Annotated in this window: 18 protein-coding genes; 7 read left to right on the forward strand and 11 right to left on the reverse strand. The window is 70.1% G+C overall.

Translation table 11 applies throughout. The annotated features are described in order from the left end of the window. The 6 genes from IBL26_RS11515 to IBL26_RS11540 form a co-directional block, all read right to left on the reverse strand. The coding region (locus IBL26_RS11515; RefSeq protein ID WP_187784633.1) for an MCP four helix bundle domain-containing protein at window positions 1-986 on the reverse strand (986 nt) is incomplete at its 3' end. A gap of 19 nt (window positions 987-1,005) precedes the next feature. Continuing rightward, a complete protein-coding gene (locus IBL26_RS11520) occupies window positions 1,006-1,494 on the reverse strand; it encodes a chemotaxis protein CheW (protein ID WP_187784634.1) in 489 nt (162 codons plus the stop codon). 12 nt (window positions 1,495-1,506) lie between these two features. After that, window positions 1,507-3,468, reverse strand: coding sequence for a chemotaxis protein CheA (locus tag IBL26_RS11525; RefSeq protein ID WP_187784635.1), 1,962 nt, complete (start codon window positions 3,466-3,468; stop codon window positions 1,507-1,509). Then, complete coding sequence (locus tag IBL26_RS11530; protein WP_187784636.1) at window positions 3,468-3,833, reverse strand: response regulator; 366 nt, start codon at window positions 3,831-3,833, stop codon at window positions 3,468-3,470. The genes IBL26_RS11525 and IBL26_RS11530 overlap by 1 nt, the downstream gene beginning before the upstream one ends. Next, the gene (locus IBL26_RS11535) at window positions 3,830-4,183 is read right to left on the reverse strand and encodes an STAS domain-containing protein (protein ID WP_187784637.1); all 354 of its coding nucleotides are present in this window, start codon (window positions 4,181-4,183) and stop codon (window positions 3,830-3,832) included. The genes IBL26_RS11530 and IBL26_RS11535 overlap by 4 nt, the downstream gene beginning before the upstream one ends. A gap of 637 nt (window positions 4,184-4,820) precedes the next feature. Next, on the reverse strand, window positions 4,821-6,389 hold the full coding sequence (locus tag IBL26_RS11540; protein ID WP_241749282.1) for an ABC transporter substrate-binding protein: 1,569 nt from the start codon (window positions 6,387-6,389) through the stop codon (window positions 4,821-4,823). A 102-nt stretch (window positions 6,390-6,491) separates the two neighbouring features. On the opposite strand from IBL26_RS11540, the gene IBL26_RS11545 reads away from it, so the two are divergent. The 4 genes from IBL26_RS11545 to IBL26_RS11560 all read left to right on the forward strand — a co-directional run bounded on the left by IBL26_RS11545 (window position 6,492) and on the right by IBL26_RS11560 (window position 13,268). After that, entirely contained in the window at window positions 6,492-6,683 is a 192-nt protein-coding gene (locus IBL26_RS11545) for a hypothetical protein (protein ID WP_187784639.1), read from the forward strand. 137 nt (window positions 6,684-6,820) lie between these two features. Then, the gene (locus IBL26_RS11550) at window positions 6,821-8,254 is read left to right on the forward strand and encodes an amidohydrolase family protein (RefSeq protein WP_206684204.1); all 1,434 of its coding nucleotides are present in this window, start codon (window positions 6,821-6,823) and stop codon (window positions 8,252-8,254) included. Window positions 8,255-8,598: 344 nt separating this feature from the next. Continuing rightward, window positions 8,599-9,822 (forward strand): metallophosphoesterase family protein, encoded by a 1,224-nt coding sequence (locus IBL26_RS11555; RefSeq protein ID WP_187784640.1) that lies wholly within the window; start codon window positions 8,599-8,601, stop codon window positions 9,820-9,822. Next, window positions 9,819-13,268, forward strand: a complete 3,450-nt coding sequence (locus tag IBL26_RS11560) for an ATP-binding protein (RefSeq protein ID WP_187784641.1) — start codon at window positions 9,819-9,821, stop codon at window positions 13,266-13,268. The genes IBL26_RS11555 and IBL26_RS11560 overlap by 4 nt, the downstream gene beginning before the upstream one ends. Window positions 13,269-13,618: 350 nt before the next feature. Here the strand turns inward: IBL26_RS11560 and IBL26_RS11565 are convergent, their stop codons facing one another. Both IBL26_RS11565 and IBL26_RS11570 read right to left on the reverse strand, forming a co-directional pair. Next, complete coding sequence (locus tag IBL26_RS11565; RefSeq protein ID WP_187784642.1) at window positions 13,619-15,163, reverse strand: GMC family oxidoreductase; 1,545 nt, start codon at window positions 15,161-15,163, stop codon at window positions 13,619-13,621. Next, window positions 15,160-16,581 (reverse strand): alpha/beta fold hydrolase, encoded by a 1,422-nt coding sequence (locus IBL26_RS11570; RefSeq protein ID WP_187784643.1) that lies wholly within the window; start codon window positions 16,579-16,581, stop codon window positions 15,160-15,162. Before IBL26_RS11570 ends, IBL26_RS11565 begins: the two co-directional genes overlap by 4 nt. 262 nt (window positions 16,582-16,843) lie before the next feature. Between IBL26_RS11570 and IBL26_RS11575 the strand changes: the two genes are divergently transcribed. The 3 genes from IBL26_RS11575 to IBL26_RS11585 all read left to right on the forward strand — a co-directional run bounded on the left by IBL26_RS11575 (window position 16,844) and on the right by IBL26_RS11585 (window position 20,535). Beyond that, a complete protein-coding gene (locus tag IBL26_RS11575) occupies window positions 16,844-17,926 on the forward strand; it encodes an SDR family oxidoreductase (RefSeq protein WP_187784644.1) in 1,083 nt (360 codons plus the stop codon). A gap of 6 nt (window positions 17,927-17,932) precedes the next feature. Beyond that, window positions 17,933-19,789, forward strand: coding sequence for a glycoside hydrolase family 15 protein (locus IBL26_RS11580; RefSeq protein WP_367615415.1), 1,857 nt, complete (start codon window positions 17,933-17,935; stop codon window positions 19,787-19,789). A gap of 410 nt (window positions 19,790-20,199) precedes the next feature. Further along, entirely contained in the window at window positions 20,200-20,535 is a 336-nt protein-coding gene (locus tag IBL26_RS11585; RefSeq protein WP_187784645.1) for a hypothetical protein, read from the forward strand. 456 nt (window positions 20,536-20,991) lie between these two features. On the opposite strand, the gene IBL26_RS11590 is transcribed toward IBL26_RS11585, so the two are convergent. Genes IBL26_RS11590 through IBL26_RS11600 form a run of 3 tightly spaced genes read right to left on the reverse strand, consistent with a single transcriptional unit; the run spans window position 20,992 to window position 24,424 of the window. Next, window positions 20,992-22,620: an ABC transporter ATP-binding protein gene (locus IBL26_RS11590; RefSeq protein ID WP_187784646.1), complete on the reverse strand. Its 1,629-nt coding sequence runs from the start codon at window positions 22,618-22,620 to the stop codon at window positions 20,992-20,994. Beyond that, entirely contained in the window at window positions 22,617-23,447 is an 831-nt protein-coding gene (locus IBL26_RS11595) for an ABC transporter permease (RefSeq protein ID WP_187784647.1), read from the reverse strand. The genes IBL26_RS11590 and IBL26_RS11595 overlap by 4 nt, the downstream gene beginning before the upstream one ends. Beyond that, window positions 23,447-24,424 (reverse strand): ABC transporter permease, encoded by a 978-nt coding sequence (locus IBL26_RS11600; protein ID WP_187784648.1) that lies wholly within the window; start codon window positions 24,422-24,424, stop codon window positions 23,447-23,449. The genes IBL26_RS11595 and IBL26_RS11600 overlap by 1 nt, the downstream gene beginning before the upstream one ends. Between the last annotated feature and the right edge of the window lies 1 nt (window position 24,425).

Below are 24,425 nucleotides of genomic sequence, written 5' to 3' on the forward strand. Positions count from 1 at the left end.
TGTTCCGTCGCGCCCTGGGACAGCTCCTCCGCCGAGGCCGACAGCTCCTGGCTGCCGGAGGAAACGTTGTCCGCGGCGGCGACGGCGTCCTGCACGACAGAGCGCAGCTTCTCCAGCATCTGCTTCAGCGCGACGCCCAGCTTGTCGCGATCCGATTGCGGCCGCACGCTGACCGTCAGGTCGCCGCCGGCGATGGCATCGGCCGCCGTGGCCATCTGGCGCAGATTGCCGGTCATGTGGTTCAGCGCCATCACCAGGTCGCGGATCTCGTCATTGCTGCGGACCTCGATGGTCTGGTCCAGATCGCCCTCGGCGACGCCCTCGGCGAGGCCGACGGCCTTGGCGAGGCCACGGCTGATGCCCAGCGAGATGAGCAGCCCGGCGCCGAGCGCCACCAGCACGGCGATCACCATGGCGCCGATCAGCATGGCGCGGGCGTCGCTGTAGCGGCCGGCCAGGGCGGCGCGCGTCTCGTTCAAGCGGTTCTGGTTGAGGGTGATCAGGGCTTGCAGGTGGGTCTGCGCCTGCTGCGTCAACTGCCGCAGCTCTGTGGTGGAGAGGGCCACGGCCTGGGCGCGGCCGGCATTCTGCACCAGCTGGCGCAGGCGGTCCTGGACCATCACGTACTGCGACCAGCTGGCATCGAACTCACCGATCAGCCGGCGTCCCTGCTCGCTGGCCAGCCGGTAGAGCTGTTCCCGCGACGCCAGGGCCTGCGCGCGCTGCTCGACGATCTGCCGGTCCATTGCCGCCATGGCGTCCGGCGTATCGGCCAGCAGCAGGTTCTTCTCGGCCCGCACCACCATCAGCATGGCGTTGAAGACGTCCCGCGCGATCTGCACCCGCTGCACCGGCCCCTCCATCGCGTCCTCCACCTGGTCGTTGAAGGTGGAGAGCTGGTGGATGCCGAGGCCGGCGGCGCCGGAGGCCAGCAGGATGATGGTGCCGAAGGCGGCGGCCAGCTTCGCCTTGATCGTCAATCGCATGGTCGTCTCCGGGGCGGGGTCAGGAATGGGTCGCGGGCACGGGGTCGGGCGCACGGCCCTGGGCGAAGATTGGCCCGGGATCGAGCACGATGACGAAGTCGTCGCCCAGCTGGCCGATGCAGCGGACGTAGTCCGGCCGGCAGCGCAGGCCGAAACGCGGCGTCTGCGTCATGCCGACCAGGGCGATCTCCCGCACCTCGTGCACCTTGTCGGCCAGCACCGCGACAGTGACGGCTTCCTCCTCCAGCGGCACTTCCAGCACGATGACGCGGGTGTCGATGGTGGTGTCGCTTGGCGCCAGGCCCAGCTTCAGCCGCAGGTCGGCCAGCGGTACCACGCGGCCCCGCACGTTGATCAGGCGGTCGAGGAAGGCGGGGGCGTTGGGCACCAGCGTGGTCGGGCCGGGGTCCAGGATCTCCCGCACATGGCGGGTTTCCAGCGCGAAGCGTTCGCCCTGCAGGTCGATGGTGACGACGCGCAGCGTCTGTGCGGTTTCGGGCGTGCTCATGCGCGCTATCCTTCAGGCCGCGGTCATCAGCCGTTCCTCGTGCGCCTGGCCGAAGGCGACGAGGGGGGCAATGTCGAGGATCAGCGCGACGCTGCCATCACCAAGGATGGTGGCCCCGGAGAACATCTCGACATCCGCATGCAGCTTGGAGAGCGACTTGATGACGGTCTGGTGGTCGCCGATCACCTGGTCCACCACCAGGCCGACGCGCTGGTCCCCGGCCGAGACGATGACGGCCTTCTTCAGCTTCTCCGGATCGCGCGGCGTGCCGAAGACCTCGTTCAGCCGCAGGAAGGGAATCAGGCTGCCGCGCAGGTTGAGGAAGTTGCAGCGGGCACCGCCGGCTTCCGCATCGGCATCCAGCTCGACGCATTCCTCTACCGCCGTCAGCGGGATGACGTAGCGGCCCTCCCCCACCCGGACCAGCAGGCCGTCGATGATCGCCAGCGTCAGCGGCAGGCACAGCGTGACGTCGGTGCCGGCGCCGGGGGTGCTGCTGACTTCGATGCTACCGCGCAGGGCCTCGATCGTGCGCTTGACGACATCCATGCCGACGCCGCGCCCGGAGAGGTTGGTGACCGTCGCGGCCGTCGAGAAGCCGGGCTCGAAGATCAGTTGGAAGACATCCTGGTCGGTCAGCACCTGCTCGGGCGTCACCAGGCCACGTTCCTCGGCGCGGGCGCGGATGCGGGCGCGGTCCAGGCCGCGGCCGTCTTCGCGGATCGAGACGCGGACCTGGGCGCCGGCATGGCGGGCGGAGAGCAGCAGGCGGCCGCGCCGGGGCTTCTCGCCCCGGTCCTCCGGCCGTTCGAGGCCGTGGTCGAGCGCGTTGCGGATCAGGTGGACCAGCGGGTCGTTCAGCCGCTCGATGACGGTCTTGTCGAGTTCCGTCTCCTCGCCCTGCATCACCAGCTCGACCTCCTTGCCGAGGTCTCGGCACAGGTCGTGCACCAGGCGGCGGAAGCGGCCGAAGAGCTGGCCGATCGGCACGGTGCGGATGCCCATGGTGGTGTCCCGCAATTCCAGCGAGAGGCGCTCGATCTCCTCCGCCACGGCGCGCAGCTGCACGTCGTGGCTGGCGCCGGCGACCTGGCGCAGGCGGGACTGGGCGATGACCAGTTCGCCTACCCGGTCCATCAACTCATCCAGCTTGCCGGCGGGAACGCGGACGCTATCCCCCGGCGGTGCGGATTTCGCGGCCTGGGCGGGTGCGGCGGCGGGGGTGGCAGGCGGCGGTGGAGCGGCGGTGGTGGCGGTGGCCTCGGGCGGCGGTGCGGGGGCGCCGAGCGGCGTCAGCTCCAGCGTCATCTCGTCGATGACAAACATGAAGACTTCCTCGACCGCCGCGCGGGTGCAGGGGGCATCCAGCTCCACCTGCCAGGCGATGTGGCAGTCGGTCGGGTCCAGTTCCTCCAGCGGCGGCACCTCGTCCGCCAGCGCGGTCACGCGCGTTGGGCCCAGGGCGCGCAACTCGTCCAGCAGCAGCAGCGGGTTGGTGCCCATCGCCATGGCATTGCGGGCCAGGCGGATGGCGATGCGCCAACCTGGCGCTGCCGCGCTCTCCGCCACCGGAGCGATGGCGGCGGCCGGGGTGGCGGCACCGCCCTGCACGATGGCGTGGAAGCCCGCCAGGATGGCGGCCTGCGCCGCCGCATCGGCCTCCGCCGGGCGTTCCAGCAGGATGCGCAGTTGGTCCTTCGCGGCCAGTGCCAGGGCCACCAGCTCGCTGCTCGCAACCAGCTTGCCCTTGCGCACTTCGTCGAAGGCATTTTCGACGTGGTGGGTGAAGGCGGCCACGGCGTCGAAGCCGAACATGGCGCCGGAGCCCTTGATGGTGTGCAGGGCGCGGAAGGCGCTGTCGATCAGCTCCATGTCCCCCTGCCGGTGCTCGAGGTCCAGCAGCGCCTGTTCCAGCTGCTCCAGCAGTTCCTGCGACTCCTGGCGGAAGGTCTCGACCGGATCGGGGGCGGCCATCAGCCCAGGACCTTGCGGACCACGGTCAGCAGCTGCTCCTGCTGGAAGGGCTTGGTGATCCATCCGGTGGCGCCGGCGGCCTTGGCCTGGGCCTTGATGCCGGCATCGGATTCGGTGGTGAGGAAGAGGATGGGGACGCCGCGATAGGCCGGCAGCTTGCGAAGTTCGGTGATCAGGCCGAGCCCGTTCATACGCGGCATGTTCAGGTCCGTCACCACCATGTCCACGGTGCGGGCATTGGCCTTGGCCAGGCCGTCCACGCCATCCTCGGCCTCGACCACGCCATAGCCGGCGCCGGTCAGGGTCATGCGCACCATCTGGCGCAGGCTGGCGGAATCATCGACGGTCAGGATAGTCTTGCTCACGACGCGGCCTCGCCTTGCATCCAGTGGGAAAAGCCCGCCGCATCGGCGACGGGGGGAAAGCCGGCACGGGCCAGCGCGGCGCAGAGCGCCGGTGCGGGGGCGCCGCGCAGCAGCAGGGACTTGCCGCCACGCTGGGCACTGCGGCCGGCGGAGAGCAGCGCCTGCACGGCGCTGAGGTCGGCCTCCGTCACGCCCGTGCAGTCGATCTCCAGCCGTGGCTGGGTCTGCACGGCCTGCAGCAGCCGGGCGCGAAGATCCTCGGCGTGCCGGAGCAGCAGCGGACCTTCCAGCACCAGGCAGGCATCTTCCGCGGCGAACTCGTCCTGCATCGCGATGGCCCCTCCGGTCATGGGCCGAGCGGCCCGTGCCCTGGGTCTTAAAGGCCGGAGGTAAATTTCCGGTGTACCGGGTGACGGCGCGGTGCTGTGCGGTGGGATTCGTGGTGCGCCGGGGCGGAGGGAGCGCGGCGGGCCGCGCGAGGGCGGGACGGGTCGCGCATGTCGCGCGGCCGGGCGTGCCTGGCGCACTGGCCGGTGGGTCAGGGCGATGCGGGGGCCAGTCTTGAGAGGCTAGCTTAACCGTTGGTTGGAGCTCGCGACGGTGCTTTCCAGCCGGCGCCTCGGCATGTGGCCAATCAACATGCGATAGGGGAAGGAGCAGAAAGGTCAGGGGAAAGAATTCCCCTGAAACCCCATCTTCTATCTGCGAGTTCGGCTTCAGGACTGGCGGGCACGGCCTGGATGAAAATCAGGGACGCGCCGTTGCCGGAGGCTATGGAGCTTCGGCATCGCCCTGGCCGAGACCGACGCTTCAACAACGCGCCAAACGACTCGCAGAAAAAAGATGGGGTCCGGGGAATTCCTTCCCCGGCCTTCCGCCAACCGACCAGACATTCCATTCGACGTCACGGTCCGGATCAGTCCGGCATCGCCTTCATGCGAACATCGTGGCAGCGTGGTTCAACCGCCAATGCGCCGAAACGGTCCTCTACTTCGCCACCGGGAACATCGACATCGCGTAGGTCTCCTCATCGTTGCGGGCGATGATGCGGACGGTGTTGCGGGAGGCCCAGATATTCACCTGGTGGTGCAGCGGGATGATGGCGTGGTCCGCCATCGCGACGCGTGTGGCCTGGCGGTACAGTTCCTCGCGCGCCGGCGGGTCGATGGTGACGAGGGCCTTGTCCAGCAACGCATCGAAGGCGGCGCTGGAATAGAGCGATCGGTTGGAGGTGCCGCGGCCCGTCGCCGCGCTTTGCGTGGCGATGAGGGCGACCATCGGGTGGTCGGGCTCCCCGGTGCCGGTGCCCCAGCCGGACAGGCCGATCGGAAACTCGTTGCGGGCGGAGCGGGAGAAGTACACGTTGGACGGCATGGCCTGCAGGTCGACGCGGACGCCGATGCGCGACCACATCTGTGCCACCGCCTGCAGGATCTGCTCGTCATTGACATAGCGGTTGTTCGGGCCGGCCAGAACGACGCGGAAGCCTTGCGGGTAGCCGGCCTCGGCCAGCAGCGCCTGGGCGCGCGCGGCGTCGAACACCGGCACGGTGGTCTGCGGGTCGTGGCCCATGACGCCGGCCGCCAGGAACTGGCCGGATGGCGTGGCGTAGCCGCTCATCACCTGCCGCACGATAGCGGGGCGGTTGATGGCGATGGAGAGCGCCTCCCGCACCCGGTTGTCGCGCAGCGGGCTGTGGGCCAGCTTCTCGCCATTGGGGCCGGTGACACCGGGGGCGTCGTCCCGCGACTGGTCGACATTGAGGAAGATGTTGCGCAGGGCGGGCTGGCTGGCGATGACCAGGCCCTGGGTCGTTTTCAGCGCATCGACATCGCGCGTCGGCACCGCGTCGATCACATCGACATCCCCGGCGCGCAGCGCGGCGATGCGGGACCCGTCATTGGCGATGACGCGGTAGTCCACCCGTTCCCACGGCTGGGCGCCGCCCCAGAAGGCCGGGTTGCGCGCGAAGATCGCCTGGCTGCCGGGGGAGTAGGAAACCAGCCGGTATGGGCCGGTGCCGATGGCGGCGCGGCCGCTGTTGAATTCCGCCGTGTCCACCGCCGCGGGCAGGCCGCGGCTGATGATGGCGAGGCCGGTCATCAGGTTGGGCAGGGTCGGGTACGGGGCGGCGGTGTGCATGCGAATGGTGTGGTCGTCCACCACTTCCAGCCGCTGCACGGAACGGGTGTAGATGACGAAGCTGCCGGGGCTGTTGCGCACCTGCGGCACCCGGGCGAAGGTGGCGACGACATCTTCCGCCGTGAAGGGCGTGCCGTCATGCCAGGTGACGCCCTGGCGCAGCTTGAATTCCCACGTCGTCTCGTTGACCGCCGTCCATGATTCCGCGAGGCCGGGGCGCAGGCGGAAGTTCTCGTCCGTATCCACAAGCCGGTCGAACACATGCTTGTTCATCGCATTGTTCGGCGTCAGCGTATGGTAATGCGGGTCCATCGAGGTGAAGGCGCCGCCGACGGCGATGCGCAGGGTCTGCGCCTCCGCGCCGGTGGCGAGCAGTCCGAGGATGGAGGCGGCGGTGAGCAGGGCCTTGCGCATGACGACGTCTCCAGACATGCTGATGTTACGCGGGCGAGATGCTAGGGGCGCGCGTGGCGTTGCCGCAACTGCCTAATACGATGACCAGGAGCCGGCATCCGCATGGATTTGCCTGTCACCGATGCAGTGGCCGCCAACGGGGATGCAAACCGCACATTTCCTGACCGGGACGCCGCCGCGATGCGGCGCGCGGGTGGGGTGCTGCGCATCGGGCCGGATGCCATCGCGGTGCGCCGCATTTGCCGGGAATCGCGGTTTGGCGTTGGCGGGGCTGCCATCGGCGTGCAGCCGTGATGCCGCAGACCTGGATGCTGCCGCGCCGCGCGCTATGGCCAGTCAGCCTACGCACCCATCCGTCCGGCACCGGCACCCGAACGAAGCTCGTCTGAACAAAGATCGCCTGAACGAACACTGCGGAAGGAAGCGGAATCTTGGCTGATACCATCGTCGAACACGGCACCATCATCACCATGGACCCGCAGCGGCGGGTGATCGAGGATGGCAGCGTCGCCATCGAGGGCGGGCGCATCGTCGCGGTGGGGCCGGCGGATGAGGTGGCCGCCGCGCACCCGCACGCCACCAAGCGTATCGACGCGCGCCACAAGGCCATCCTGCCCGGCTTGATCGATGGCCACACCCATGCCGGCCACGCCATGATCCGCACCGCCGGCGCCGGCGATACCAAGGCCTGGTACGACACGGTGCATGACATCTACAACCACGGCTCCGGCCCCGAATTCTGGCGGCTGGAAGCAGCGATGGCGGCGACCGAGCGGCTGCGCTTCGGCACTACCACCGCGACGGCACTGCTCGGCGGCGGCGACTCCGCCATGCGTTGCGACGATCTGCGCTTCGTCGACGCGCATTGCCAGTCGGTCGCCGAGGTGGGCATCCGCGAGATCGTCGTCGTCGGCCATCCGCGTGGCCCCTACCCGGCCGACTATTCGATCTGGGAAGGCGAGACGCGGCACCGCAAGGCCGTGCCGTTCGAGACGTTCCGCGATGTCTGCGCCGCCGCCGTCGACAAATGGCATGGCGCGGTGGATGGCCGGGTGCGCATCGCCCTGCTCTCCCCCGTGCATCACGACGCGGCGCCGCAGGACAACGTGGCCGAGCATTGGGCGCAGACGCGGGAGATGCGCGAGCTCTCCCGCAGCAAGGGCGTGATGTGGCACCAGGATGGCCACCGGCGCGGCTCCATCGCCTGGCTGCAACGCGAGACGGGCGCACTCGGCGAGGATGCCTGGCTCTCCCACTGCATCGACATCACCGAAGAAGAGATGCGGCTGCTGGCGGAGACCGGTACGCGGGTGGCGCATAACGCCTCCGCCGCCTTCTCCATCCGCGGCCGCTGCCCGGCGCCGGAGCTGATCGACATGGGCGTGCTGGTGATGCTGAGCACCGACGCCACGGCGCCGGACCGCTCGGCCGACCAGTTCCGCAACATGTGGCAGTGCATGCACTACCACCGCCGCCATTTCCGCGACGACAAGGTGATGCCGGTTGGCAAAGTGCTGGAAATGGTGACGATCGACGCGGCAAAAGCCCTGCACCTGGACCACGAGATCGGCTCCCTCGAAGTCGGCAAGAAAGCCGATGTCATCACGGTGGACCTGTTCAAGCCGCATATGATGCCGCTGCACATGCCAGTGCACCGCGTGGTCTGCTTCGCCCAGGGCTCCGATGTCTCGGAAGTGCTGGTGGACGGGAAGCTGCTGGTGGAAAACGGCGAGGTGCTGAGCATCGACTGGCGCGCCATGCTGCGGGACGTACAGGTGGAGGCCGACGCCGCCATCCGCCGCACAGGCCGCGACGCCGCCTTCCACACCCTGCCGCCAAACTTCTGGCGGCATACGCATTATTGAGCCTGTCGGGCTCGGGACAAGATGGAGGAAGGCCGGGGAAGGAATTCCCCGGGCCCCTTCTTTTCTTTTTTCGAGTTTCCCGGGCGCGGTTGTTTGGGGCCATGCACCTAAGCGACGGCTGGGTGCGCCGGAGGTCCTAGACCTCCGGCGACTGAGGGTTCAGCCCGCGTGGCCATATTTAAAATCATCAGAAGCGTCCGCTCTCAGTCCTGATGCGCCACGCCAAACTCGAAGAAGAAAAAGAAGGGGTCCGGGGAATTCATTCCCCGGCCTTCCCTTCCCCTCCACGCGCGCCCCCCCTTCCGATGGCTGACACGTCCTGGCATCCGCGCTAAAAGCGGCGGGTGAAGTTCCTGCATGCGGCCGATATTCATCTCGACAGTCCGCTTCTGGGCCTGCAAGCGCGGGACGACCTGCCGGCGGAGGTGTTGCGCCATTCCACCCGGCGGGCGTTCGAGGCGATGATCCAGCTGGCGATTGCCGAGGATGTGGCCTTCGTCGTCATTGCGGGGGACCTGTATGACGGCGATTGGAAGGACTTTTCCACCGGGTTGTTCTTTGCGGAGCAGATGCGGAAGCTGGGCCGCCCCTGCTTCCTGCTGCGGGGCAATCATGATGCGGCCTCGGTGATCACACGCAGCCTGCCGTTGCCGCCGAATGTGCGGGAGTTCTCCTCCCGTACCTGCCAGACCTTCGAGCTGGCGGAGCATGGGGTGGCACTGCATGGCTATTCCTTCCCGCACCGGGCGGTGCCGGAGGATTTGTCGGCCAGTTATCCGCCGCCGCGGCCGGGCATGCTGAATATCGGCGTGCTGCACAGCTCGGGGGAAGACCCGGGGGAGCACCAGGTCTATGCGCCCTGCCGCGTCGCGAATCTGGCGCTGAAGGGGTACGACTACTGGGCGCTGGGGCATATCCATGCGCGGCAGGTGTTGCATGAGCGGCCGTGGATCGTCTTTCCTGGCAATCTGCAGGGGCGGCATGCGCGGGAGGTCGGCCCCAAGGGCTGCACGCTGGTGACGGTGGAGGATCGGCGGGTATTGGCGGTGGAGCACCGGCCGGTCGATGTGCTGCGCTGGGTGGGGCTGGAGGTGGATGCCACCGGGCTGGACCAGGACGAGCTGACCGCGGCGCTGGGCGAGGCGGTGCGCGCCGCGCTGGACGGTGCCGCAGGCCAGCCGCATATCGCCCGCCTGACCCTGACTGGCGCGACGGCGCTGCACGGCGCGCTGCTGGGCGATACCGACCGGCTGGCGGCGGAGTGCCGCAGCGTGGCGCTGGGGCTCGGCCAGGATGTGTGGGTGGAGGCGGTGAAGCTGCGCACCCGCCTGCCGCCGGGCAGCGAGGACGACATGCTGGCGCCGTTGCAGGATGCCTTCCTGGCCGGGCTGGATGAGCCGGCCTTGGTGGACAGCCTGTTGCGGGATTTGTCGGAGCTGCGCCAGCGCCTGCCGCCCGAGGCGCGGGCGGCGCTGGACCTGGCGGAGGATGCGGCGGGGCTGCGCGCCCTGGCCGGTGATGCCTGGGCGCTGGCGGCAGAGCGGCTGGCGGAATCGGACCCGGCATGAGGCTGAGCCAGCTGGCGCTGCTGCGCTACGGGCACCTGTCCGACCTGGTGCTGGATTTGCCGGCGGGCGCCGGGCTGTGCGTGGTGCATGGGGCGAACGAGGCGGGGAAATCCACCACGCTGGCCGCCATCGGCGATGCGCTGTTCGGCTTTGGCCATCGTAGTGCCTACGACTTCCTGCATGGCGGGCCGCAATTGCGGCTGGGCTTCTCGCTGATGGCGCGGGATGGCCGCACGGGTCGCTTCCTGCGTCGCAAGGGCCTGAAGGGCACGTTGCGCGACGCGGATGACGCGGTGCTGCCGGATAATGCGTTGCACCCCTTCCTGGGCGGCGCGACGCGCGAGAGCTTCGAGCGGGGCTTCGGCCTGGATGGCGCGCGGCTGCGGCAGGGCGGGCTGGCCCTGGCGGCGGGCGGCGGCGGGCTGGGGGAAAGCCTGTTCGCGGCCGGCACCGGCCTGCTGGGCCTGCGCGGTGCGTTGGCCGGGCTGGACGAGGACGCCAAGGCCCTGGTGGGCGATGGCCGCGGCAAGCGGCGGATGATGCTGGCGCTGGATGACTGGAAGCGGGAGCAGCGCCGGGCGGACGAGCTGACGGTGCTGCCGCGCAGCTGGCAGGTGGCGGAGGAGGCGCATGCCGCCGCCGTGGCCGCCCTGGCCGCCTTGCAGGAGGACGCCACGCGGCTGGCGGCCGAGACCAACCGGCTGCAACGGGTGCGGCGGATGCTGCCGGTGCTGGCGGGGCTGGACCAGGTGCGGGCGACTTTGCGGGAGCTTGGCACTCCGCCCGCCTTGCCGGCGGATGCGGACCAGACCCTGCGCGCCGCGATCACCGCGCGGGACCAGGCGGCCGCCGATGTACGGCGGGAGCAGGCGGAGGCGCAGCGCCTGGGCGAATCGCGCGCCGCCCTGCCGCGCGACGCGGCGGTGCTGGCGGCGCAGGACGCCATTACCGACTTGGCCGGGCAGCAGCCCTTGGCGGCGCAAGCGGAAGCCGACCTGCCGGCGCTGCGGTTGGAGGTCGCCGTGCTGCGCGCCGTGATGGCGGAGGCCGCCGCCGCGCTGGGGCGTGACGCGGCGCCGGATGCGCTGGGTCAGTCCGTGCCCGGTGCCGCCGCCCGGCGAGGCGTGCAGCGGCTGATGGCCGAGCAGGCTGGCTTGCGGGCCGATGCCGCCGCCGCGCAACGAGACCTGACCGCCGCGCGGGAGCGGCTGGTGCAGGCCGAGGCCGCCTTGCTGCAAGCGCCGGCGCCCCAGGAGCCGGCGCTGCTGCGCGAGACGATCGAGCAGGTGCGGGGCGAAGGGCGCATCGAGGCCGAGTTGGCGCAGGCGACCAGCCGCGCCGCCGCCCTGCGGCAGGACGCCACGCTGGCGCTGCGCGCCTTGCCGCTGTGGCAGGGCGACGCGGAGGCCCTGGCCGCCTGCCCCTTGCCGCTGCCACAGGCCACCGAGGATGCCGGAGCCGAGATCGCCGCCTCGGCCGCCGCCCGTACCAGCGCCGAAGCCGCCCTGGACGCGCTGGCCGCCGAGATCTGCACGGCCGAGGACGCCCTGGCGCGCGAGGCAGCCGGCGACACCCTGCCCACCCCCGCCGCCATCCGCGCCACCCGGCAGGCGCGTGACCACGCCTGGCGCCAGCTTCGGCATGCGTTGGAGCATGGTACCGCTGACGCCGCGCCGGAGCCGGATCGCTTCGAGGAGCTGCGGGACGAGGCCGACCGGCTGGCCGACCGGCGCGCCGACGAGGCGCAGCGCGTCGCTGCCTATGTGATGCAGACCGAGCTGCGCCAGCGCCTGCTGCTGCGGCAGGGCGAGGCCCGGTTGGCGCTGGAGGCCGCCCACGCGCGGCAGGATGCGGCGCAGGCTGCGTGGCAGGCGTTGTGGGCGCCCAGCGGTCTGCGCCCGGCCAGCCCGGCCGACATGGCCGGCTGGCGGCGGCAGCGCACCGAGATCCTGCGCCAGCACCAGGACGCCGCGGAAGCCGCCCGCCAGCAGCAGGACCTCGCCAGCCGCCGGGATGCCGCCTGGGCCCGGCTGCGGGCCCGCCTGCCGGCGTTGGAGGCGGGAAGCCTGGCGGCGGCGCTGACCGAGGCGGATGTCGGCTGCACCCGCGCCGAATCCGCCTGGCAGGCCCACCGTGCCTTGCAGGACGCCCGGCAGCGCGAGCAGGCGTCGCTGCCCCGCCTGCAGGCGGCGGCCGATGCGGCGGCACGCGAGATCGAGGCCTGGCAGGCCCGTTGGGGCCATGCCGTGGCGGCGCTGGGACTGGAAGCCTCCTGCCCCACCGAGGCGGCTGAGGCGGCGCTGGAGGCCTGGACCCGCGTGGCCGAGGCGTGGCCAGCCTGGTGCAACGGCACCGTCCGCATCGCCCAAATGGAAGCGGTGGTCAGCAACTTTGCCGATGCGGCCGAGGCATTGCGCGGCAGACTGGGCGCGGCTGATGCCTCTCCGGCGCTGGTCGCCGCCGGGCTGGTGCGGCGGCTGGGCGCGGCCCGGCAAATGGAGGCCGAGGCGGCCTCCCTCGCCCAGCGGATCGGTGCGCATGAGCAGGAGGCGGTGGCCGCCCAGGCCCGGGGCCAGGAGGCCGCCGGCCGGTTGGCGGAGCTGCGCCGCCTGGCTGGCGTCAGCGAGGATGCGGCGCTGGAGCCGGCCATCGCGCGCGCCCGTGCGCACGAGGCCGCCACGCGGGAGGAGGCGTGCCATCGCGAAGCCCTGGCCGCGCAAGGCGACGGCCTGCCGGAATCTGCGCTGCGCGCCGAGGCGGTGGGCGCCGACCCAGACGCGATCGTCGGCCGGCTGGCCCGGCTGGAGGAAGAGACCGTGCGGCTGGGCCAAAGCCGCGAGGCCTTGAGTGCCGAGCGCATGCGGACGGAGACGGTACTGGATGGCCTGCGGCATGGCCACGACGCCGCCGGCGCGGCGCAGGCGGCCCGGCAGGCGCTGGCCGAAGCCGGCGTGGCGGCCGAACGCTACGCCCGGCTGCATGTGGCCCGCGTGCTGCTGCGCGCCGGCATCGACCGCTTCCGCCGCAGCCAGCAAGGCCCGCTGCTGCAGGCCGCCAGCCGCAACTTCGCCGCGCTGACGCTGCAACGCTACGCCCGCCTGACCATCGATGAAGACGGCAACGGCAAGCTTCTGCTGGTGGCCGTGCGCGCCGATGGCAGTGAGTGCCCGATCGAGGCACTGAGCGAAGGCACGCGGGACCAGCTCTACCTGGCGCTGCGCGTGGCGGCGGTGGAGCAGCATGCGCTGGCGACGGAACCGCTGCCCTTCATTGCCGACGACCTGCTGGTGCAGTTCGACGACGGCCGCAGCCTGGCGGCACTGGACCTGCTGTTGCAACTGGGGCGCAGCACCCAGGTGATCCTGTTCACCCACCACGACCACATCGCCAGCATGGCGGAGACGCGGGCGGGGGATGGGGTCGCGGTTCTGCGGTTGGGCGGGTGAAGAAAGAATTCCCCGGACCCCTTCTTTTCTCCTGCGCGTTTGGCGAGGAGATTCAGGACTAAGAGCGGGCGTTGCTCACATGGGTTTACAGAGCACGCCCTCTGCCTTCATTTGATCGCGTGATTCACGTCTTTCGATGCATCCACCTTATGAGATCACGCTCTCAGGGCGGATGCTTCTGATAGTATTTATCATAGGCCACGCGGGCTGAATCGTCAGTCGCCGGAGATGCAGGACCTCCTGCCCACCCAACCGCCCCCTATGGCCGAACCTTTCAACAGTCGCGCCAGCAAACTCGACAAAGAAAAGAAGGGGCCCGGGGAATTCCTTCCCCGGCCTTCTCTACAGCCTCAGCGATCAAGGAAGGCGGCTGCGGTGCGCAGGCTCAGTGCCATGATGGTCAGCGCCGGGTTGGCGGCGAGGGAGCTGGGGAAGACCGAGTTATCGCAGATCCACAGGTTGTCGATATCGAAGCTGCGCCCGAAGGGGTTGACCACGGCGTCGTCCGGGTCGGTGCCCATGCGGCAGGTGCCGATGGTGTGGGCGGAGCGCGGCAGGGCCCAGATGTCGGTGGCGCCGGCTTCCTGCCAGATCCCGGTCATCAGGCGGGTGGCGTGGGCTTGCAGGCGGCGTTCGTTCTCGCCGTAGCTGAAGGCGATGTGCGGCTTGGGCAGGCCGGTCTCGTCGATCTCGTCTGAGAGGGTCAGGCGGTTGTGGTCGTAGGGCAGGCATTCGCCGTTGATGCCGATGCCGGCGGTGAAGTTGTAGCGGTCGATGTAGTCGACCAGCGCCCGGCCCCACAGGCCGCGCCCACGGGCGACGCCGTCGGCCCAGGTCTGCGGCACCACGCCCAGGCTTTGCAGCAGGTAGCCGCCGGCGAAATCCGCGTCGCGGGGCCGCACCATGGCTTCCGACATCAGGGAGGACGGCCAGCCTTTGTTGCCGCGCATCTCCTCCGCGAAGGTGCCCCAGACCTGGGTGGCGACATGCGCCATGTAGTTGCGGCCCACCTGTCCGCTGCGGTTGCCGAGGCCGAGATGCAGCAGCAGGCGCGGCGTCTCCACCGCCCCGGCGCAGAGGAACACGGCGGCGCAGAGCTGCCGGTGTTCCCGCCCGTCCTGCCGGTACAGCACGGCTGTGATGCGGCCTTGGCTGTCGCGTTCCAGGCCATGGGCGAAGCAGCCGGGGCGGATCTCGGCGCCGCGCGCGACGGCCAGCGGCAGGAAGGTGGTGTCCATGCTGACCTTGGCGCGGTTGCGGCAGCCCTGGTGGCAGTAGCCGCAATGCACGCAGGCCAGGCGCGTCGGCCCGTCCGCCTGGGCGAAATCCTGGGAGACCACGGCGGCGGGCGCATTGCAGGTAGCGACGCCCAGTTGCGCCGCGCCCATGGCCATGGCCTGGGCCGGCGCGTTACGCGGCAGGGCGGGCAGCGGATAGTGGCGGGCAGGCTGCCAGGGGTAGTGCGCCGGGCCGGAGACGCCGAGGAAGGCTTCCAGCTCCACGTAGAGGGGTTGCAGCTCGTCCAGCTTGATGGGCCAGTCGCGCCCCTGCCCGCTGTCCTGCCGCAGTTGCAAATCCCGCGCATCGACGCGTGGCACGAAGGCGCCCCAGTGCAGGGTGGAGCCGCCGATGCCGATGCCGCTGTTATTGGCGCCGAAGGCCTGCGGCGTCTCGCCCGCCGCCAGCCGCTCGCCACGCCAGTAGAGGTCGGCGGAGAGGGCTTCGTCGGTCAGGTAGTCCTCCGGCTCCCGGTTGCGGCCGGCTTCCAGGGCGATGACGCGGAGGCCGGCGGCGGCCAGCCGGGCCAGCAGGGGGGCGCCGCCGGCACCGGTGCCGATGACCACCGCATCCACCACCTCGCCCAGCCCGTGGCGCCGCATGGTGTCGAGCTTCATGGGGCCTCTCCCGCCAGCGCCACGGGTTCCCATGCTTCGCGCTCGCCGATGCCGAAGCGGGTGAAGCCGCTCTTGCGCGGCCCATCGCCGCCGGAGGCGACGCCGCTATAGCCCATCCGCGCCAGGGTGGCCGGGTGGCCGACATAGTGCTTCACCGCCATGGCACGCAGGTCCTGGAACCACAGCGCCATCTGGCTGCCATCGAAGAGGCCCGGCGCCGCCGCCGCGGCCTGCCCATCGGCCACGCGGTGCAGCAGGGTGTCCCTGCCCGCATCGGTCAGGCCGGTGAAGCCATCCTGGTGAAGCAGGCGGCCGAGGGCGTCCAGGCTCAGCAGCGCCTGGTGCATCGCTTCCGCATCCGCGGGCAGGTCGGCGAAGCGCCAGCCATCGCCGGCATCTTCGGCCAGGCTGCGCTCGATCCGCGCCGCGAGGTCGATGCGGGCGTGCGGGCTTTGCGGGATGACGCGGTCCAGCGCCGCTTCGAGCACCGCGTAGGCGCCGGCGGGCAGCCAGGCGCGGCGGGTATCGGCTTCCGGCGCCACGCGGGCGAGCAGGGCATCGCGCAAGGCCGTGCTGGTGCGGCCAGATTCCAGCAGGGCGCGGTAATGCGGCGGGATTCTGGGCGGCTGCGTCTCGCCGGGCGGCAGGGCGGCGAAGCGGGTGATCAGGCGGGCGACGGTGCTGGCGGCCTCGATCGGCAGCAGGTGGCGGGCGTGGGGCAGGTCGTGGTGCTCGGCCGTCAGGACATGCGGGGCCATCAGGCGGCGCTGTGCCTCCGGCCCCAGGTCGCCATCCTCCGCGCCTGCCAGGATCAGCGCCGGCAGCGGCAGCACGCCGACGCGCTCCGCCCAGTCCTCCCGGCTGCCGGATTGCAACCAGGCACGCCAGGCGGCCGGGTTGGCGCGCAGGACATCCACCTCTGCCGCAGCCCGCGCCTCCGGCGTCAGGGTTACGGCGTTGGCCGCGACGAATTCGCGCGCCTGGGTGGCGCGGTGGGCGGCGTCGCCATCCAGCCAGCCGGTCATGTCCGCGCGCCGTTCCTCGCTCATCGGCTCCGGCCCCGGCGGGGAGCCGGCGAGCAGCACGAGGCCGCACAAACCCTCCAGCCCGGCGGCGCCCGCCACGGCCTGGCGTGCCACCACAGCAGCGACCTTGGCGCCCATGCTGTGCCCCGCCAGCATCCAGCGCCCGGGCGCGGCGGCGCGCACCTGCGCCGCCACATGCTCCGCCATCGCGGCGACGGAGTAGCCCGGCACGTCGGCCGCGCTGCCGAAGCCGGGCAGGTCGATGCCAACAAGGCTGATGCCAGCGCCAAGCTCTCGCTCGACACCCTGCCATTCGCGGGCGCTGCCGCCCAGGCAATGCAGGCAGAACAAGCTCAGGGCGGCGGCGCCCTGCGACGGCTTCGGGTTATGCATGCGGTGTAGCTGGGGCGGGTTTTCAATCCGGCAACCAAGCGTCGGCGCGGCGTGATGAATTCGGTCTCCGGCGCGGGCGCCGCATCGTCGCTTCCGCCGGTTGCAAAATTGCAGAATGGCCAAAGATGAAGGCTGGTGGCGCGGACGCGGCGGCGGAATGGCGCGGCGGGGTTTGCCACTTTTCAGACGGCTCGGCGTTCTGCCTGCCATCAGCACCATGCCATCCGGGACGGGATCGGCCAGGACGGGAACGGATCGACAGATGCAGCAGGCCACGGACACCTCCAGGATACGTGTCGCCGTCATCACCGGCGGCACCATGGGCATCGGCCGCGCCACGGCGGTGGCCTTTGCGCGGGCGGGCTGGTCCGTCGCCGTGCTGGCACGCGGCGAGGAGCGGCTGCGCAGCACGGAAGCCGAGCTCAAGGCGCTGGGCGTCGCAGCCTTGTGCCTGCCGGTCGACGTGGCGGATGCCGCGGCGGTCGAGGCCGCTTCCACCTTGATCGAGGAGGAGTTGGGCCCGGTAGAGGCGTGGGTGAACAACGCCATGGCCACCGTCGTCAGCCCCGCCCAGGACATCACGCCGGAAGAGTACCTGCGGGTGACGGAGGTGACCTATCTCGGCCAGGTATTCGGCACGCTGGCGGCGCTGCGCCTGATGCGCAAGCGGGGCAAGGGCGCCATCGTGCAGGTCTCCTCCGGCCTTGGCGTGCGCGCGGCGCCGCTGCAATCGGCCTATTGCGGGGCCAAGGCGGCGGTGGGCGGCTTCACCGACAGTGTGCGGTCGGAGTTGCTGCACGAGAATTCCCGCATCACGCTGACGACGGTGTACCTGCCGGCGGTGAATACCCCGCAATTCCGCCGCACCCGCAACCACACCGGGCTGGCGCAGAACGCGCCGGACCCTGTCTATGATCCCCGCCTCTGCGCCGATGCCATCCTGCACGCGGTGCGCTCGCCCAAGCGGGAGGTGTGGGTCGGCCGGTCCACCGTGCAGATGGTACTGGCGCAGGCCGTGGTGCCCGGCTTCGCAGACCGCAAGGCGGCGGAGATGTGGGACGCGCAGCTGGACCCGTCGATGCCGCCGCCCGACCCGAAGGGCAACCTGTTCGATGTGGACGCCGACGACCCTGGCATCGACGGCCCCTTCACCGACCGGACCCAGCCACAGCGTGGCGAATTCGTCACCAGCCAGGCGCGGGAGTTGCTGACGGCCGGTGTCGCAGTGGTGGCGCTGCTGGGCGTGGCGGCGCTGCTGGCGCCGGCGGCCTGGGCGGCGAAGCATGTGCCCATGCCGCACCGGACGCCCCACCGGCCTTCGTTCCTGCGCCGGACGCGCTGGTAAGCGCCGGTGGACCACGAGCGCAGCCCGGCGGAGCCGGCCCAGCACGGCAGCCAGCAGGCCGCGCCGCACCCGCCCGGGGAAGAAGGCGCCGGCTTTGCGTTGCAGGACTATGCGGCGTTGGGCGATGGCCGTTCCGTCGCGCTGGTGGCGCCCGACGGGGCGGTGGCCTGGTGGTGCGTGCCGAACATGGATTCGCCGCCGCTGTTCGACCGGCTGCTGAACCCGGAGAAGGGCGGCTTCTTCCAGCTGCGGCCTGAAGAATCCTTCAACATGGAGCGCCGCTACCGCCCCGACAGCAACGTGCTGGAGACCATCTTCACTACCGAGAGTGGTGAGGCGGTGATGCTGGAATCGCTCAACAGCAGCCTCGCCGGCCGCCTGCCGTGGAACGAGCTGGCGCGGCGCGTCGAGGTCCGCCGCGGCACCATGCGTTTCACCATGCGCGCGGTGTTCGGTACGCGGGACGACACCGCCTCCCCCTGGCTGCAGCCCAATCCGAATGGCTGCATCTTCCATGTCGGCGGCGTGCTGGGCCTGTTCCGCTGCACGCCGAATGTGCGCGTGACGGAGGAGGAGGACCGCACCATTGCCGCCGAGGTCACGCTCTCCGCCAGGGAGCGGGCGACCTTCGCGTTGCTGGCCGGCGAGGACGAGCCGCTGGGCGTACCGCCGATCGAGGATATCGACGGGCGCATCGATACCAGCGACGAGGCCTGGCGCAGCTGGGCCGCCACGCTGCATTACGAGGGCCCGCACCGGGCCGAGGTGCGGCGCAGCGCGCTGGCGCTGAAGCTGCTGCTGTATTCGCCGAGCGGCGCCATCGCCGCCGCGGCCACTACGTCGCTGCCCGAGCGGATCGGCGGCGACAAGAACTACGATTATCGCTACGCCTGGATCCGTGACGCCGCCTACACGGTGAACGCCTTCCTGCGCGTGGGTGCAATGCCGGAGAGCAAGGCAGCCTTCACCTGGCTGATGCGCCGCCTGGCCGAGCATGGCCCGCATGTGATGTACACGCTCTCCGGCGAGTTGGCGCCCGATGTGCGGGTGTTGCCAGATATTCCGGGCTACAGGGATTCACAGCCGGTGGTGGTGGGCAACCAGGCCGCCAAGCAGCACCAGCACGGCATCTACGGCGATATCTTCGAGACGGCGGCGCTGTTCGTGGAAAGCGGCAACGTGCTGGACCAGCGCAGCGCGCGGGTGCTGGCCGACCTGGCCGATGAGTGCGCCGACCGCTGGCGCCGCAAGGATGCCGGCATCTGGGAACTGACGGAGCCGCAGCACTACACCGGCTCCAAGATCAGCGCCTGGCAGGCGCTGGCGCGCGCGGTGGAGCTGGCGGAGCAGAACCACATCTCCTCCACCTGCGTGCCGCGCTGGCAGCGGGAGCGGGACCGGATCGCGCAGTGGATCGACGAGCATTGCTGGTCCGAGCGCCAGCAGGCCTACACCTTCTATGCCGGCACGGAGCGGCTGGATGCCTCCCTGGCCTTGGCGGTGCAGTTCGGCTTCGACGGCAAGGCGAAGCTGAACTCCACCATGGATGCCATCCGCGCCCAGTTGGGGCACGGCCCGTTCATCTACCGCTACTCCGACGTGGACAAGGAGGAAGGCGCCTTCCTGGCCTGCACCTTCTGGCTGGTAGAAGCCTACACGCTGCTGGACCGCCGGGACGAGGCGGAGGAACTGTTCAAGGCCGCGATGGCCGGCATCGCCCAGGGCACTGGGACGATGAGCGAGATGGTGGACCCCAGCAATGGCCACCACCTGGGCAACACGCCGCAGGGACTGAGTCATCTGGCGCTGATCCACGCCGCCTGCGCGCTGCGGGGGGATGTGGGGCGGCCGTATAAAGGGTAGCGCCGGTTGCGTGTTGGGTAGGAGGAAGGTCAGGGGAATGAATTCCCCTGAAACCCCTTCTTTTTTCTGCGAGTCGGAGTTGGTCTTTGGCCACAGGGCGCATTGGCAGATGGGCAGGGCCTGGATTTGGATGTGCGGTGTGCGGACCCGAGATGCTGCTGGGGTCCAAGCCCAAACTCGACACAGCCTTCCTGAACACTCGAAAAAAGAAGAAGGGGCCCGGGGAATTCCTTCCCCGGCCTTCCCCTTTTGGTTGCCACTTGCGTTGCGATGGGCCCTGACGCCAGCCAACCCGGACGCGGGCGAATCGTGGCTTAACTGAGGCAGTTTTCGCCCATTTGCCGCCCATAATCCGCGCGAAGCTTCCCTCGCACCGAAGTGATCGGTGGGCTCCATTGGAAGCTGCCCGCATGCCTTTCGACGGCAACGAATTCGTTCTCCGGTACCTGCCGGACTCCGCGCCACTCGCCCTGGTGGATGTGGTCGGCCATCTGGCGCAGCAATTCCCTGCCCTTCGGGCGGAGTTGGAGGGGCCTGGCCGCAACGGTGCCTGGTGGATAGAACTGGCAGCCGAGGGGCTTTCCCCGGCCATTGAGTGGCACGAGGCACGTGGCTTCGCCCTCTACGGCCCTGGCCCGACTTTGCCGGAAGAGCCGAATGCCGTGGTGGCGCAGCCGCTGGAAGCCGCCGAACGGCTGGGGCGGCTGATGCGGCACTGGGGCGGGACCGGGCTTCAGCACGCCTGACCGCTTTGGGGGTTGAGAGAAGCGCCGCCCCTCTCAAACTCTCCCTGCCCATGGCCTCAGGCCTTTGGAAACCCAGGTGCTGGGTAAGGCTGCCGCCTGGGTGGAGGCCGGAAGCGAAATCGGGCTTGTGAATTCGCCCTGCTCACCCCGTAGAGTGAGGCATTTTTTGGTGCATGAATTGATTCCAGGGGGACCCCTCAGCGACCGGGCTGCGTTGTGCCAGGCCTCTTTGGCTGCGGGTTCGACGCGGGTATTCTGGAATCCCGCCGGGCTTTTTCCCTTACGCCCCCCGCGACACACAGGCTTGCGGCGGGACTTGGCTTCCCCACCATCCGGTCATTGAGCGAAACGCCTGAACAGCGCTGGCGCGAACGGAATCGCGGGTGCAGGGAACCGTATCCCTTGCCAGGGCAGCTCGAGGGGGCCGCGCCCCCCTCGATCCCAGCCCACCCAAAGTCAGGCCATTTCCTCAGCACCGAACGCCACCGGCGGCGTCCACCCCTGCCCCGGTACCGCGGCGAACAGGGCGCGGGTGTATTCGTGCCGGGGGTTGGCGAAGATCTCGGCGGTGGCGCCTTCTTCCACCACCTCGCCCTGGCGCATCACGGCGATACGGTCGCAGAGCTGGGCGGCGACGCGCAGGTCGTGCGTGATGAACACCATGGACAGGCCCAGCCGCGTCCGCAGTTCCGCCAGCAGCTTCAGCACCTGTGCCTGCACCGAGACGTCGAGCGCGGAGACCGGTTCATCCGCCACCAGCACTTCCGGCTTCATGGCCAAGGCGCGCGCCAGGCCGATGCGCTGGCGCTGGCCGCCGGAGAATTCGTGCGGGAAGCGGTCCAGCCCGCGCGGGTCCAGCCCGACGAGTTCGAACAATTCCCGCGCCTGGGCCATGGCTTCGGCGCGCGGGGTGCCGTGCACCATCGGGCCCTGCGCCACCAATTCCCCCACCTTGCGGCGCGGGTTGAGGCTGGCGTAGGGGTCCTGGAACACCATCTGGATGCGCCGCGCGTCGCGCCGCAGCTCGGTCTTGGTCAGGGCCAGGCGGTCCTGGCCGTCGATGTGGATGCTGCCGGCCTCGGGGTCCAGCAGCCGCACCAGGCAGCGGGCCAGGGTGGACTTGCCGGAGCCGCTTTCGCCGACGATGCCCAGCGTGCCGCCGCGCGGCAGGCTGAGCGTCACGTCCCGCACAGCATGCGTGACGCGGCGGTTGCGGCCGAACAGCCCGGCCTTGCGGTAGGTCTTGGTGAGATGCTCGATCCGCAGCACCGTCTCGCCACCCAGGGGTTGCGCGGCGGGCGGCGTCAGCGGCGGCACGGCGGCGACGAGGGCGCGGGTATAGGGGTGGCGCGGGTGGTTCAGCACCTCGGCGGCCGGGCCCTGCTCCACCACCTCGCCATGGCGCATCACCGCCACGCGGTCGGCGATATCGGCCACCACGCCGAAATCGTGGGTGATGAACAGCACGGCGGTGCCGGTGCGGCGCTGCAGGTCGCGGATCAGTTCCAGGATCTGCGCCTGGGTGGTCACGTCCAGCGCCGTGGTCGGCTCGTCGCAGATCAGCAGCTTGGGTTCCAGTGCCAGCGCCATGGCGATCATGGCGCGCTGTCGCTGGCCGCCGGAGAGTTCGTGCGGGAAGGCCTTGGCGGCGGCGGCGGGGTCGGGGATGCGCACCTGCTCCAGCAGCGCCAGCACGCGCGCGTCGCGCTCGTGGGCGGAGAGCTGGGTGTGGACGCGGAACATCTCGGCGATCTGGCTGCCGATGGTGCGCAGCGGGTTCAGCGCCGTCATCGGTTCCTGGAACACCATGCCGAGGCGGGCGCCGCGCAGCTTGCGCAGCTCCGGCTCCGGCAGCACGAGCAGGTCCCGGCCCTCGAACAGGATGCGGCCGGATTCGGCCAGCACGCCCTCCGGCAGCAGGCCCATCACCGCGCTGGCCGTCATGGACTTGCCGGAGCCGCTTTCGCCGACGACGCAGAGGATCTCGTTCTCGTTCAGCTCCAGCGTCACGTCCCGCAGCGCGTGCGGGCGGTCGCCCCCCTTGGGCAGCGCGACGGTGAGGCCTTCGATGGAGAGCAGGCTCATCGGGATTTCAGCCTCGGGTTCAGCGCGTCGTTCAGCCCCTGCCCCACCAGCGAGACCGCCAGCACCGTCAGCAGGATGGCCACGCCCGGAATGGCGGAGACGTACCACTGCACCCGCAGCACGCCGCGCCCGGCGCCGATCAGGTTGCCCCAGGAGGGGACGTTGGGATCGGACAGGTTGAGGAAGGCGAGCGAGCTTTCCAGCAGGATGGCCACCGCCATGATGACGCTGGCATAGACGATGACCGGCGGCAGCGCGTTGGGCAGGATTTCGCGGAAGATGATGCGGGCGTCCCGCATGCCGAGCACGCGGCAGGCCTGGACGAATTCGCGCGAGCGCAGCGACATGAACTCCGCCCGTGTCAACCGCGCGGAGGGGGGCCAGGAGACGAGGCCGATGGCGATCGTCACCGTCTGGATGTCGGAGCCGAACACCGCCACCAGCACCAGCAGAAGAATGAAATTGGGCAGGGTCTGGAAGGCTTCGGTGATGCGCATCAGCACATCGTCCACCCAGCCGCCATAGAAGCCGGCGAGCGCACCGACCACGATGCCGATGCCGATCGAGATGGCGGTGGCCACCAGCCCGATCAGCAGCGAGACGCGCGCGCCATGGAAGATCTGGGCCGCAATGTTGCGGCCGGTATTGTCGGTGCCCAGCCAGAAATTCGGGTTGGCACCCGGCCATTGCAGCGGCCGGCCGGCGAGGGAGAGCGGGTCCCGCGGGAAGACCCACGGGGCGCTGATGGCCATGGCGATGACCAGCAGCAACAGCACCAGGCCGATGACCGCCGCCGGGCTGCGGAGGTAGCGTTGAAGCAGGGCCATCAGCGTTCCGCCGCGATGCGCGGGTCCAGCTTGGCGTAGAGCAGGTCGACGATGAAGTTCACCAGGATCACCAGCAGGGCGGAGACGAAGACGATGCCGAGCAGGGTGTTGAGGTCCCGCTGCACCACCGATTCATAGGCGAGGCGGCCGAGGCCCGGCAGGTTGAACACGCTTTCCACCACCACGGCGCCGCCCAGCATGGTGCCGGCCTGCAGGCCGATGAGCGTCAGCCCCGGCAGCAGCGCGTTGCGCAGCACGTGGCGCAGCAGCACACCGGTCTGGCTCAGCCCCTTGGCGCGGGCGGTGCGGACGAAATCCAGCGTCAGCACCTCCAGCATCGAGGCCCGCATGATGCGCAGGTAGGTGGCGAGGAAGATCAGCGCCAGCGTCGTCACCGGCAGCACCAGGTGCCAGGCGATGTCGGCCAGGCGGGCGAGCCCGGTATGGCCGGCGCCGATATCCTCGAACCCGCCGGCCGGCAGCCAGGAGAGTTTGATGGCGAAGACCACCACCCCCATCATGCCGAACCAGAAGGACGGCGTGGCGTAGAAGATCAGCCCGAGGGTCGAGATCAGCGCATCCGGCCATTTGTTGACGCGGCGCGCCGCCAGCACGCCGAGCGCCATGCCCGCCGCGAAGGCGAAGCTGAGCGAGGTGCCCATCAGCAGCAGCGTGACCGGCAGCCGTTCCAGGATGACGCTGGAGACCGGCTTGCCGTAGATGGCGGAGAAGCCGAGATCCAGTTGCACCAGCCGCCACAGATACCGCGTCAGCTGCACCAGCACGGGGGCATCGAGGCCGTAGAAGCTGCGCAACTGCTCCATCATCGCCGGGTCGCCGCCGCCCATCTGCGCCATCAGCGCATCGACCGTGTCGCCGGGCGCCAGTTGCAGCAGCAGGAACAGGCCGACCAGGATCAGCAGCAGCGTCGGCAGGCTGGCGGCCAGCCGGCGCAGCGCGAGGAGCAGGATGCGCATC

Source organism: Teichococcus aerophilus, from assembly GCF_014490485.1.
Classification (GTDB): domain Bacteria; phylum Pseudomonadota; class Alphaproteobacteria; order Acetobacterales; family Acetobacteraceae; genus Pseudoroseomonas; species Pseudoroseomonas aerophila.

Bases quoted from the DNA above. Each gene is read 5' to 3' on its own strand.
- IBL26_RS11520 (WP_187784634.1), bottom strand. From the start codon at position 1,494: ATGAGCACGCCCGAAACCGCACAGACGCTGCGCGTCGTCACCATCGAC.
- IBL26_RS11525 (WP_187784635.1), bottom strand. From the start codon at position 3,468: ATGGCCGCCCCCGATCCGGTCGAGACCTTCCGCCAGGAGTCGCAGGAA.
- IBL26_RS11535 (WP_187784637.1), bottom strand. From the start codon at position 4,183: ATGACCGGAGGGGCCATCGCGATGCAGGACGAGTTCGCCGCGGAAGAT.
- IBL26_RS11540 (WP_241749282.1), bottom strand. From the start codon at position 6,389: ATGCGCAAGGCCCTGCTCACCGCCGCCTCCATCCTCGGACTGCTCGCC.
- IBL26_RS11545 (WP_187784639.1), top strand. From the start codon at position 6,492: ATGGATTTGCCTGTCACCGATGCAGTGGCCGCCAACGGGGATGCAAAC.
- IBL26_RS11560 (WP_187784641.1), top strand. From the start codon at position 9,819: ATGAGGCTGAGCCAGCTGGCGCTGCTGCGCTACGGGCACCTGTCCGAC.
- IBL26_RS11565 (WP_187784642.1), bottom strand. From the start codon at position 15,163: ATGAAGCTCGACACCATGCGGCGCCACGGGCTGGGCGAGGTGGTGGAT.
- IBL26_RS11570 (WP_187784643.1), bottom strand. From the start codon at position 16,581: ATGCATAACCCGAAGCCGTCGCAGGGCGCCGCCGCCCTGAGCTTGTTC.
- IBL26_RS11575 (WP_187784644.1), top strand. From the start codon at position 16,844: ATGCAGCAGGCCACGGACACCTCCAGGATACGTGTCGCCGTCATCACC.
- IBL26_RS11585 (WP_187784645.1), top strand. From the start codon at position 20,200: ATGCCTTTCGACGGCAACGAATTCGTTCTCCGGTACCTGCCGGACTCC.
- IBL26_RS11590 (WP_187784646.1), bottom strand. From the start codon at position 22,620: ATGAGCCTGCTCTCCATCGAAGGCCTCACCGTCGCGCTGCCCAAGGGG.
- IBL26_RS11595 (WP_187784647.1), bottom strand. From the start codon at position 23,447: ATGGCCCTGCTTCAACGCTACCTCCGCAGCCCGGCGGCGGTCATCGGC.
- IBL26_RS11600 (WP_187784648.1), bottom strand. From the start codon at position 24,424: ATGCGCATCCTGCTCCTCGCGCTGCGCCGGCTGGCCGCCAGCCTGCCG.